General features: G+C 35.2%; 10 protein-coding genes. 1 reads left to right on the forward strand and 9 read right to left on the reverse strand.

Features of this window, described 5'->3' with window-relative positions; all coding sequences use genetic code 11:
• The first annotated feature begins 1,109 nt into the window (after positions 1-1,109).
• Positions 1,110-2,396 carry an AAA family ATPase gene (locus JCM15092_RS09095; RefSeq protein WP_024994389.1) on the forward strand — a complete coding sequence of 429 codons (1,287 nt, stop codon included), beginning with the start codon at positions 1,110-1,112 and terminating at the stop codon, positions 2,394-2,396.
• Between the two features lie 229 nt (positions 2,397-2,625).
• Here the strand turns inward: JCM15092_RS09095 and JCM15092_RS09100 are convergent, their stop codons facing one another.
• The 9 genes from JCM15092_RS09100 to JCM15092_RS09145 form a co-directional block, all read right to left on the reverse strand.
• On the reverse strand, positions 2,626-5,472 hold the full coding sequence (locus JCM15092_RS09100) for a cation-translocating P-type ATPase (RefSeq protein ID WP_024994390.1): 2,847 nt from the start codon (positions 5,470-5,472) through the stop codon (positions 2,626-2,628).
• A gap of 183 nt (positions 5,473-5,655) precedes the next feature.
• Positions 5,656-6,285, reverse strand: a complete 630-nt coding sequence (locus JCM15092_RS15635) for a hypothetical protein (protein WP_051532529.1) — start codon at positions 6,283-6,285, stop codon at positions 5,656-5,658.
• Between the two features lie 22 nt (positions 6,286-6,307).
• Positions 6,308-6,730: a hypothetical protein gene (locus tag JCM15092_RS09115; protein ID WP_024994392.1), complete on the reverse strand. Its 423-nt coding sequence runs from the start codon at positions 6,728-6,730 to the stop codon at positions 6,308-6,310.
• Between the two features lie 131 nt (positions 6,731-6,861).
• Positions 6,862-8,256, reverse strand: a complete 1,395-nt coding sequence (locus tag JCM15092_RS09120; RefSeq protein WP_024994393.1) for a hypothetical protein — start codon at positions 8,254-8,256, stop codon at positions 6,862-6,864.
• A gap of 4 nt (positions 8,257-8,260) precedes the next feature.
• Complete coding sequence (locus tag JCM15092_RS09125; protein ID WP_024994394.1) at positions 8,261-9,088, reverse strand: hypothetical protein; 828 nt, start codon at positions 9,086-9,088, stop codon at positions 8,261-8,263.
• Positions 9,089-9,090: 2 nt separating this feature from the next.
• Entirely contained in the window at positions 9,091-10,128 is a 1,038-nt protein-coding gene (locus tag JCM15092_RS09130; protein ID WP_024994395.1) for a PrsW family glutamic-type intramembrane protease, read from the reverse strand.
• A 9-nt stretch (positions 10,129-10,137) separates the two neighbouring features.
• Entirely contained in the window at positions 10,138-10,416 is a 279-nt protein-coding gene (locus tag JCM15092_RS09135; RefSeq protein ID WP_034541836.1) for a hypothetical protein, read from the reverse strand.
• A gap of 1 nt (position 10,417) precedes the next feature.
• Complete coding sequence (locus JCM15092_RS09140) at positions 10,418-11,890, reverse strand: helix-hairpin-helix domain-containing protein (RefSeq protein WP_024994397.1); 1,473 nt, start codon at positions 11,888-11,890, stop codon at positions 10,418-10,420.
• Between the two features lie 2 nt (positions 11,891-11,892).
• Positions 11,893-13,176, reverse strand: coding sequence for a PP2C family serine/threonine-protein phosphatase (locus JCM15092_RS09145; RefSeq protein WP_235782309.1), 1,284 nt, complete (start codon positions 13,174-13,176; stop codon positions 11,893-11,895).
• Positions 13,177-13,184: the final 8 nt, after the last annotated feature.

The raw sequence follows: 13,184 nt of genomic DNA on the forward strand, positions 1-13,184 counted from the left end.
AGCAAACAATAGTTATATGGATTTTAGTGAGTTATATAAAATAGGAATGAAATTTGAGCCGAATATTTACGATGTGTAAATAATTGATATTCAATATATTGTAAATTCGGTATCATTTCGGTAGATTTCTGCATCGTCTTAAAGATTTAACTTACTTAACTTTATTTATAGTTGCGGAAGTGCTAATTAGCCCTAATTGGCGACATTTAGCGGTGTGCTTCGTGATGTCGTTCATTAGTTTAAATTCGCCTTCTATTTCGCCAACTGTGCAAGTGCCTCAACATGTCAGTCATTGGTAAAGAATATCATTCTTTTACTATGTACGCTTTTAGCTCATGTATGGTACAAAGATAGTTATATTTCTCAGAATAAGGCTACTATTGAACGCATTATCAATTCTGCTTGATTAGTTTTTGTCCCTATGTTCATTTTTGTATGATAATTGCCTATATGTTTCTCTGTCCTATTGAATATGATATGTAAGGCATCTGTTTCAACCAAGAAAAGAAGATAATATCAGACTGGAGGTTGCCATTGATGAAATGCGCAGGAATATATTTCATAAATTTTACAGTGGAAAGTGAAGTAGATGTCTTATGTGAATTTAAATATATCTCAGGATAGCGTATTATAGGATGGTGCTGAATAACTCTTCGAGTTTAGGTTTAAGTTTATTCCTTCTTATATACATATAAGGTAAACTTAAACTTGTGCTCTAAGAAGTGAAAGCTCATACATGTCATTATGAAAGAAAGGGATTTGAGTTTAGTTTAATGGGCATGTATATATATCATGAGGTAAACCTAAACCGATAAACTTAGCTGGTTTATGCTTGAGACTATAACTTAGCTGGATATTTTTTTCTTGGTTGAAATGTATGCCATTTAGTCAAGCAAACACACCCTTGTAAAGTGTTTTAGTGAACCTGATAAGATTAATAGTTTTATGTAGTGTTATGACGAATATTGCATAATATTTATTCGATAATTAATATAAAACATTAAAAAACGGAGAAATAGTACCATAATAACAGATATTCTTGTTTTGTTCTAAATAAATTCTATACCTTTGCAGCATAGAGAAATTAACATCTTAAATATGACATCAATATGATTAGAGATTTTTGGGTTAAGAACTATCTGTCAATAGGCGACAAACAAGAACTGAGTTTTGTTGCTAAAGGACCTGCTTCTGAACTTGTTTCCGAAGTTGCAGAAGACGTATTCTTATACAAATTGGCTATCCTGTATGGTTCTAATGCTTCAGGAAAATCAAATATGCTCATTGCCATGAATGAAGTATTTCGTTTAATGGTTATGCCTAAATCAAATGCCACAAAAAAAATATTAGGGTTTATTCCTTTTGCTTTGACATCGGATAAGCCAACAGAAATGCATGTTTCATTTTTTGCTGAAGGTATAAGATATGATTATGATGTAACTTTCAACGGGAACTATATACTCAAAGAAATTCTGAATTATTATCCCAAGAAAGCTAAGTCATTGTTCTATGAACGTACTTTTGTAGAAGACAAGGTTCAGGCTGATATTAAATTTGGTCCGAGCCTTAAACTACAAATCAAAACACAAGATAGTATAAGGGAAAATACGCTCAATAATCATAGCGTACTTTCCGTTTGTAATAAAGCGGCTTTTAAAGAGGACATCGAGCCATTCAATGTGTTGAGCAATTGGATTATGTCCAATTGTCATGATGTTGATGGAGATGGCGAGAAAGAAAAAGGTATTGTGGATATTTTGAACGAAGCTTATGCTGATAACAAGAAACGCAAATTCTTTAATCAGATGCTTTGTAAAGCGGATTTGAACATTGTTGAATATAAGCCTACGATTGAAGACCGAACTATTTCTCAAGAGTTCAGAGAGCGAATCAAGCAGGAGAACATACCAGATAACATGAAAGAGGCTTTACTAAAGACAACTGTTGAGTCTATTACTTTTTTGAATCATTCAAAGAATGAAACTTTTGAAATTCCACTAAGGCTTCAGTCTAAAGGGACAATGAAGTATGTTCGTATTCTCAATACCTTGTATGACATGGTTACAGGTTCTCATGTCTACTATTTGGACGAACTTGGCGAAGACCTTCATTATGATTTGTTGTTCTATTATCTGAATGTATTTCTCTTCAATTCTGATAAATCGCAACTTATTATTACTAGTCAAGAGACAGCTTTGCTTTCTCAGGATCTTATCAATGAAAACCGTGGCGTGGTATGGTTTGTTGAAAAAAACAAAGAAACAGCTTCGTCCGAATATGCTCGTGGAGATTCGTTTGGACTTCATAAGAATCTTTCTCTGTATAATTCCTATCGCATTGGAAGACTTGGTGCTAAACCGGAACTAGGTAGCATTTTTATTGATATGGAGGATTGATATGGGGTAGGTTGCATAAGACAACATTGATTTTAGGTTAAGGTCCAACTGAATTCTTCTACTTCAAGTCTCTTAATGATGTGTTTAAGGGGGTAACAATTAAGTCAGATTATCCGAAGAAAACAAATACCAAAAGACTAGAGTTTAAGATAACTTTTAATATTATGAATAAACAAATGCACTCCTATTAAACAACAATAGAAGTGCACTTGTATTTAATTTAATTGAATTATTTATTTGAGCCAGAAATCAAATGCCAGATTTCACGAATCCAAAGAACTACAGAAGATCCAGCAACGATGATTATCCAATCTTCTAATTTCATTGGAACCACATTGAAGAATTCATATAGAACCTCAACAATTACAATCTGACCAATAGCTATTACAGCTATAATAGTCCAGAATCCTCTGCTTAACTTTGATTGAAAAATGCTCTTACCAGTTTCAAAAGAACGAGCATTAAACATATACCAGAAGTGAGTCCAAACGAAGATTGAGAATATCAAAGTCTCCTCATAAGGAGTGATGGCTTTAGATGCATCCAATGATAGATGCAAGAAATCTTTCATACATGTTACATCTGTATGTTCAAATATCAAAACTAAAGCTAATAACATAAAGAAGAATGCCATACCTACACCAATAATGTTAAAATACATCGGCTTGTTAATAATGAAGGCCTTTCTGTCTCTTGGTTTATCATTCATTACATTCTCAGATGGTGGAAGAGATGCCAATGCCATTGCTCCAAAGGTGTCCATAATCAAGTTAACCCAAAGCATCTGTGTTACTGTCAAAGGTGATTCTGTTCCAATGAAGGCACCTACAAGAACAATGAAACATGCAGAAACGTTAACTGTTAACTGAAATAATAAGAAACGTTGTATATTCTGATACAATGAACGTCCCCACATTACAGCTCTACCAATACTGCTAAATGAGTTATTAATAATTGTTATATCGGAAGCCTCTTTAGCAACCGAAGTACCATCACCCATAGAAAGGCCAACGTGTGCCGCATTCAGAGCAGGAGCATCATTTGTACCATCACCAGTAACAGCAACAACCTGATTCTTTGCTTGAAGAGTTTCAACAAGTCTCTTCTTATCCATAGGACGGGCTCGTGCTATAATCTTTAAATCCATAACTCTTTCTGATAGTTCCTTATCTGAAAGATCTGCAAATTCAGGACCTGTAATAATGTTACGTTCTGTATCTGTTTCTTTCCAAAGACCAATCTGTCGGCCTATTTCTCTTGCAGTTCCAGGAGTATCACCTGTGACAATCTTAACGGAAATACCTGCGTCTATACATTCTTTAACGGCATCAGGCACATCAAGGCGAACAGGGTCGCTAATTGCTACAATACCCAAGAAAGATAGTTTCTCAGCTACAACCTTACCATCAGCTGTTGACTTGTCTCCGTCTTCCAAAATTTGGTAAGCGAATCCAAGAGTACGCATAGCCTGCTTTTGATAATCAAGTAGCTGTTTATCAATGTCAGATTTATCGACATTACCACATGACTTATGGCACATACCGAATACAATTTCAGGAGCACCTTTTACAAACAGAATTCTCTTTCCGGAGATACCGGATTTGACGATTGTCGCCATATATTTTCTCTCTGTTGAGAATGGGACTTCATCCAATCGTTCAGCACTTTCTTTCAGCTCACGATAATCAATTCCATGTGAATGTAACCATAATAACAATGCACCTTCTGTTGGATTACCGATAGCATTTGGTGATTTTGTAGAGAAATCCAATGAAGCGGTAGAGTTTACAGCAATACCTTCAGCGATTAGACCACTCATTTCATCGTCTTTTAACAGCTTTTGATCCTTTAAATCATAGAAGTTTGATTGATAAACCTGCATCTTATTCTGAGTAAGTGTTCCCGTCTTATCTGTACATATTACAGTCGTTGCACCCATCGTTTCACAAGCATGCATCTTTCTAACTAAATTGTTTGTCTTCAACATGCTGCGCATACTATAAGCCAAACTCAAAGTTACTGCCATAGGAAGACCCTCAGGAACGGCAACAACAATTAGTGTTACTGCAATCATCAAGGTGTTCATTGTAAATGCCAATAATCCAGCCAGTTCCTGCGCAGGCATCAAATAACTGTGAAGACCGACAACCATTCCTACGAAAATAGCAAAGAATATGATAATAGTGGCAAGGCATGTCTTTGAAGACCAATCACCGAATTTCTTGATAACCAAATAAAAGAAAATAGCTGTTGGTACAACTAGAAACAATGAAAGAGCATTCCAGCTAAAATAATGGCAAATACGACCTACAATAATAAATGCTGCAAATCCATAACTTAAATTAGTAATTAAGTCGCTCAATCCATCAAGTTGTTCATTCAAAGGGGTTTTAACTGAATCGTCAATCTGTGCTTCTTCAAACACTTTACCATTTTCAGTCTTGTCACCAACTTCAAGAACTCTAAATATACCATGACCTTCCATTACCTTTGTACCACGTAGAACATGATTTGAAGGATAAGTTGCCTGCTTGTCGAAATCAGCCTCCTTGACACTCTTTCCACAAACTGGTTCTCCAGTCAAAGTTGATTCGTCCATATGAAGAGTTACCGCTTCCAATAATTCACCATCAGCAGGGACTTCATCACCTGTGTTCAAAACGACAAGGTCGCCGACAACAACGTCTTTTTTGGGAATCTCAATTACATTACTGTTGCGGATGACTTTTACTGGTTCATCGTCGTTTACCTGATTCAAGATAGAAAAAGCCTTGTTTGCCTTCAATTCAAAATAGAAAGCAAGTCCGGTAGCTAAAAGGATGGCAACGAAAATACCAATAGGCTCAAAGAATACAGTTGTATTTGCGTGTAGATTCCAATACTCGTAGCATGAGATGCCGATTGACAATACACCAGCGACCATCAAGATACGAATAAGTGGATCTTCAAATTTCTCTATGAATTGTTTCCATAGAGGCTCTTTCTCGGGAGGCGTTAGAATATTAACGCCATGCTTCTTACGGCTTTCGAGCACTTCGGCATCGGTAAGACCGCTAAAATGATGCTTTTGTTCCATTTGCTTAATTATTTATTGAATTATGTTTAACCATTTATTTATTTCTGTTTGTCCATGTTCTGAATAAGAATCCATATATATTCTAAACAGAGCTTTATTCGTTTTTTTATTGCATATTCCAAACATGGATATAATTACTACAAAGATTAATGATATGAGTATTGTCTTTCTCATTGTGCTTTATTAAAAAATCTCACTTGAACTACTTTGCTGTGTGCTGAAATTACCATTTGCTTGTGGTATCAATTCATAAGTCAGCTCTTGATTATAAAGTGATACGGGAGAATCTTTCGAGTAAGATTCATTAGCCACAAAACCTCCTATTTGACCATTAGCCATGTCCTTATTAGGATTCCAACCTCTTCCACCATAGAAAAACACTTGATAACTTCCATTGGGAAGACTAAATGAATAAGAGCCTCCCGCCTTTATATATGCATTGCGTACAATTTCTCCTTCAGATTTCAGTATCACTACCACATCACAGTTTGAATCAGATGAAGTACTAACTGATATTTTAGAATCGCTCCCAGTATAAGAAGATTCATTAGAATAAGCTAAAGATCCAGTCCTAAGAGAATTACTGATGTATGGATCGTTTTCAACATCATTCTTGTTTGAATCATCATTATAAGGGTTAGAACCAGTGCTAAGTGTACTATTGACATAAGAATCGTCTGAAGAATTATCTGTGGCTGTAGAATTAGAATTATAACTACTTTCATAAGTCCTATGCTCTGGGTTCTTTTTTGAATCACAGGAAACACATAGCAAACATATTGCAACTGACAGAGTTAATGATATGGTTTTCATATTGTATAGATTTATAATGTTATTAAAAGCGATTTCTTTTTGGTACATAAGTTTTGTTGCCATTGCTATTAATATAGTATTGACCACCACGGCTACCTGTCTGTATAGTATTACTAGAACCATAGTTGTAAGATTGTGTTGAATAATCTTGTGCACGAGATCCTGTCGTTCCTGTGTATGGATTTACGTTAGAACGAGTAGAGTAGTTATCAAGGTTAGTACCATTATTTGTGGTTTTCATATGTCCTGTTACAAATGTTCCGTCTTTTCGAGTGTAACCGTTTTGATAACGTGTACTTGTATTAACACTGTTAAATGTACTAGATGTCGTTTGTGATGATCCGAAAGAACCAACGGTGTTGATACTAGACTCGAAAGATTGAGCATTTACATTTGAGATAAAACCCATAGCCAAAATGGCTGCACTTAAAATAATCTTCTTCATTTTATAATATTTTTGTTGTTTTCATACTGCAAAGATACGGCAAGAAACGTGCGTAGGACAAATTCTCAAACGTTTTGCCTGAATTGAATGTTATGCATTCTAAATATCTTGCAACGTTGCAACCTCTCATATTATAATTGTTTTAATCGCTTGTATAACTCCGAATCAAACAAATGAACCATATTCCTTAAGATAGGATCATATACGTATATCAATTCGCCATCAAGATTTACCTTCAAATTGCCGTACTCATCTTTTTCAATTAAGTAATCGGATAAGTTATATAAAAGACCATTAAGACCGTTCAAACTCCTTTTCAAACAACTTACAATAGGTCTTCTTATTTCTGCTTGACTTAAATCTGGCGCAGTATCTCCACCAAAACATTGATAAATCAATTGGTATTTCTTTTGCAATTCTACCAATTTCATATTATAAGATGCCAATTGCTTTGCTGATTTCGGAAGATTGAAATTGACTCCACCTTCTTTAGTCTCTAATATCAATAAGACATAAAGAGCTTTTTCTCTTCGATGAAGTTTGTCTAATTTATTATCTATGTCGGGAAAGTATATTTCTTCGCGATAAGGGTTGATATAAAGCTTACTTCTTACACTATTTCTAATTAAGAATATATCTAGTAATTGCTTATAGAATCCGTGATATAAGAATTGATGGCTTTTTTCTTCAGCTGTAGATACGGAAATACAATCAGCACTAAGCATCGACGTAAAATCATCTATAACCTTTTGTAACGTATTTAGAATATCTTCGTTAACTTCTAATTTAATATAATTAGCATAAATATCTTCGTAAACGTAACTTTCTCCTATTTTTAGAAGAAGAGAAGGATCTATATCTCTCAGTATTGTTATTCCCAACTTATTACATAGCAAATCTTTACAAAAAGAACTTGTTGTAACCGAATGTAGGCTCTCAATTACACTTAAAATACCATCATCTGAAAGAGATGGAGCAAGGAATGACGTAATCTGCTTTATTAATTCTATATCTGCCGTTTTATAATGCTGTGCAATATTTGGAATATATATAAAGTTGAAGCCTGCAATTTGGGTCTCTTTACAGATGTTTCGATGACTATTCATGATAGCATTGTTCACTCCCTTATTATATTGAGATTCAATATACAATATGGATGATGAAGCAATACTGAAAGCCGGTTTTAAAATAGAGATAAGCTTTACACATTCACTCATGTCAGAGTCAGAAATCATTTTCAGAGCAATCATCAATAACGCTTCAGAACGAGCACAAAAGCCATCACTAACGGTCATATCAAGACAGTCTGCGTAAAAACTGTTTTTTAAATCGTCATCAGCCTCAGAAATAACTAAAAAGGCTTCTGCTAATGTCGTTTTTGTACCTAATTTCTCCTCATTATTTGAAATGTTATACTTGTTTTTCAACTCAGCATATTTCTCCATTTCTCCTGCATCAATAATGGAATCTGCCTTAATTAAATCTGACAGGATTCTTACTATAGCAACCTTCTCTTCTCGTTTCATAATATTATTTTAAGTTTGCTATTACATTATATGTGAACCAACTGTTAAGACCTTCCAAAAACATGGGCTTATCGCTAGCTCCATCTTTTTGAAGACCTATGCCATTAGAATAAGAATCAATGCTAAGAATCTTTGTAAATGGAACCTTTAGACTTTTTTCAGGTGAAGCAAAATACAAATTCTTATCAGTAAGACATACACTACCTATCCCTATGCGTTGCATTACTGTTGTTTCTACTGGGTGTCCTTTAAATCCTCCTGTACGATAATATACACCCTTCATAACTCTAACGCTAACACCACGAGATCTACCAACAAATTCACGTTGCACCTTTTGTTGGTGTAATGTAATATTTCTAAATAACCATATTAAGTGTTCTCCCTTTCCTAACAGAAATGGAAAATCACCATTTATCGTAATATTTGGAGCAGGAACATTTCCTTGCAAAATATCTTGAAGAACTTTTGATTGAACGACTTTCTCTAAAGATTGATTAGCATTCAAAACTGATTGTGGAAGTCCTGTAAACTGCATAAATCTTGCTACAGTTTGATTTTCCTGTGTATCAATTACACCATCATTTAAATAATTATCAATAGCATCGTCAAATACGCTACAGTAAATTTGTTGAAGCGCCGTGTTGTCAATATGTGAGCTCTCAACTATATTCTTTATTTCCCTATCTTTAAGGTAAAAATCTTCTTTGTTTGTAAAGCACGTGCTTACAATTTGTTTAATCGAAGCTAGACCTTGATTAAATTTCTTCTCACATTCTTCGTGCTTACTATGGAAGAATCCTGCATCTTGTCCACAATACTTGCATTTTCCCATAATCAGTTTCTTAATTTTGATTGATAATTAATTCCTTGCTTTAAGTAAGTCATCAATAGGATAACACCTATAAATGTTATAGGCAAAGCGATAAACATGCCCAATATACTGCCACAAAAAGTATCATATACACCATGAAGTGTGGCTGGTATTGCAATGGCCAGAAAATAAAGTGATATTCGATATTTAGGATATAAGTTGGCAAATGCAATAAAATAGCCAGCAATACCGCACCAGATAGCATGTAGGAATGGAAGACTAGTTAATCTTGCAATGTTCATAAAAAATGCAGATGTATAATCTAACTGAACATTCACACTTGTCTGATATTGAACACCTTCAAATACACCAAAGGCAATTCCTGACATTAAGCCATAGTAAACCAGTGTTTGTGGAATAAGAGGCTCTTTGGCTTTCCTTGCTATTATATACACTGGTATAGCTTTACCTAATTCTTCAGAAACACCAACGCCAAGTATAAATCCAATCAATGATAAAGGTATTCCTAATTTTGTCATGTACATGAATGGATTGAGGGCAGGAATCCCTAATATATCCCATATCAAGAACACGAAGAACTGTGTTAGAAAAAATACTAATACAGTTGTTTTGATAGTTACTTGCGGCGTTTTAAAGAACGAAAAGAAAAACATTCCCCATATAACAGCAAAATAGAGAGATACTAGGTAAAATACTAGGTATCCACCAATAGGCATGAAACTCAGGACAGAAGGAAATAATCCTATGGCGGCAAGTATCAAAAGAGTTTTATCTGATATCCATTTCTTTTTCTGAAACGAGTCTTTGGGAATAATCAGCTCTGAACCGATTTTGTTTAATTGTGCTACTAAGTTACCCCCATGAGAAACTTTAGCTTTAAATCCATTTCTTTTAAGCAAAATTCTGACGGTGGTTTCCTCTGTGCTGTTAGCATCTTTTGCTTTATCGCACAAAAGAATTTGCCCGCTATTCACATATGATAGTAGGGTATGTTCGTCATAAGGGCCGAATTGCTGATTATTCCTTATTACAAAAACCATAGTTCTTAATTATCTCCTCACTCTATAATACTTAACTTCTGTTCTTTCTCCATCTTTACTGATTCTGAAATACTGTTCTCCATTTTTTACTATCAGAAAAGTGTCTTTTACTCCACCAAACTTTGTTACAATTGATGGTTCGTAAGGTTCATCACCTTCTTCAGTAGGATATTCAGAATATAACTTTTTGGCAAAATCTTTTTTTTGCTTCTGCCAAATTAGTCCACAACTTGTTAACATATAGCATGTAGCAATACAAAGAGCGAAAGTAATAAAAGTTCGTTTCATATTAGTTGTTCACCAATTGCACAATAATCAATCTGTCACCATCTTTTTTCCCTAACAGAATTTTTTTGTCTTCTGTAAGTTCAACAAATTGACCAATCTCAATTTTCGTATCTGTATCTTTATCCCATAAATCCGGTAATCGACGATTAATCAATATCCAATGATTATTATAGAAGTGGAAATCGCCAACAGGTTTTTTCTCGTCATCTGTAAGTTTCTCATTTGGGAATATGAAGCGATTAACGTGCCACATGTATAGAGTTTGCTTATCATACACCATCAAACGGTAATTTTCAGGGCGAAACGTTCCTGGTTTTGGGGAATAATATAGATTCAATACCGGCAATTGACCATGATATTCTTTACCACAGAAAGGACACCTTGGTTTTGTCGAATTATCAAATACAAACCAATGAGCCTCACAATTCGGGTTTTGGCAAGGCTGAATTAAATCTGTCGTTTTTACTAAGGCCGTAACCCAATCATCAGCTGTAGGTCGAAGACTTGGATTATGCAGACCATCTATAAACGCTCTGTCAAATAATTCCTTCAAATAAGGACCACATATCGTATATGGCAACTTAGTAACATCTCCTTGAGGCAATTCACTTGGGGCTAACTGATTTACCTTGGGACGGTTACTCTTGTCTGTTGGATGTTCTATAAACAGAGCTTTTGCCCCCATTGACAATTCTTCATCTTTTGCTGCATCCATATCATTTACTTTACCTCCACGTAGAGGATGACGATAAAGGAGATACATGTAGATTAAAACAGCTAGTGCATGTCTATCTGTTTGGATGCTTGGTAACTTTTTGTTTGGATCACCAACTTTTAGACTTCGAGTTTCTAAAACCTCAGGAGCAATAAAGTCTGGAGTACCAACAACGTCTGGTGGAAATAGACCTGGCACGACTAAACCATCGCAATCTATAATGTTAGCCTTACCACTCTTTGGATCTACCAAAACGTTCTTATATGACAGGTCTGAATGGGCTAAACCTGCGGCATGAAGTCGTTTAACGGCACGTGCAATTTGAATACACATGTGAAAATGTGTCAGCCAAGTTCCTTTAAACTCAGATTCCACAAATTTGTTTCTTAGTTTAGCGGATGCAAACCATTTGCCTTCTTTTTCTTTTCCTTTGAATCGTCCACCTTCAAAAAAGAAATGCTTATCATAAGTTGGGCAAACTATGCCCAACTTACCATTCCATTCTACCAATGTAGGCCAACAAAACAAACATTTCCAGTACTCTCCACCTGCTTGATTGAAGATTCGCTCACGATAGATTTCTGTAATCTTTTGCAATCGTTCTTTTGCTATTGCGTCTTGAGTATTTCTAAAAAATCCCACTACATAGGATTTATCAGGGCTGAAGTACACATCTTTCATTGCACCTGAGCCGATAACATCATCGATAAACTCAACATTGGAGCCATCGGTTGCTGTAAGTCTTATCGTCTGTGCCATAGTTAATATAATATTGCAATAGTTCTATCATCGTGGTTGCCTGGAGACCAAAAACTTAACCATTTCAACAATTGTGTCTTTGATTCTTCATTATCGTCTGACAAGTCAACTCCACCAATTTCATCCTCTGCAAATCCTGTTTTAAGCTTATTCCAGAACTCTTTCCATTTTTCAAAGTCATTCAAGTTGTTTTCCGTTTCAAACATAGGATCTGATACACCATCCGTCATCAACATCAGGGAAGTAAAGTCATCTTCAATTGAAAAACGTAGTCTTTCAAATACAGCCGTTGCATCTTTAAATATTTCTGGCATAGTAAGGAATCTTGTCTGTCCAGAGTATTCTCCTTCATCAGGAATACCGAGTAGTTTTGATGTACCTTTCTTTTCATTATAAAGACACATTGCTCCATCACCAACCCAATATGATGCGATAAACCACCCAAAATCAAATTTCTTACATATTGCAAACATAAGAGTGGTTGCAAAATCTTTTGGTTTTGAGTTTTCATTAGCCTTTGATGCCTCATTGATTGCTTTATGAGCTTTAAAAGCTGCGTTACCGATAATATCATAGATAATATTCGCCATTTGTTTACGAGCCGTTTCTTCGTCCTCTGCATTTTTGTATGCACGGATTTTTTCTTCAAAGGCAGCACTGTCCTTGAGTTTTTCCAAACAATGCGCAACAACAGTTTCGCATGCTATTTCTGAGCCCTTTCGTGAGTATTTAGCAGAACCAGCACCATCTGCAACCGCAATGATATACCAATCAGAATCTTCACAATGAACCAATTTGAAATGGTCATCGCGTGCTTTCCCTTCTTGTGCGTGAGAACGTCCACGTTGACTAGCTGCAACAATATCCTTTCTAGGACCTGTTTCTTCCTTTTCCTCAACTTTTACATATTCACAAACGCAATCGTCTTTATAGAATATGACATTTTTATCAGTTGGAATATCTTTCCACAAAGAACGAGGATTTGGATTGAAAGCAATTGGTAATTCTATTGATAAAGGTTCTTCTCCGTCAATCATACCATCATATTTGTATGATAATTTTAGCTTAAAATCACCAGGTTGAGATGGCTTGCCAGATATTGTACATTCGTTTTCTTCTGATATGTCGCACTTTAAGCCTAATTGGTCACATCCATCAATCCAAAAATCAGTTACCACATCCTTCGACAGTGAAAAACTAGCAGTATAGTCTTTGCGTACTGTGCCATTGGATAACTTGATATTTAAATCTTTAACCTGATTTTCGATAACGATTCTTTTGTTCATACGACTAT

The sequence above is a fragment of the Phocaeicola paurosaccharolyticus JCM 15092 genome (assembly GCF_000613805.1).
Taxonomy (GTDB): Bacteria; Bacteroidota; Bacteroidia; order Bacteroidales; family Bacteroidaceae; genus Phocaeicola; species Phocaeicola paurosaccharolyticus.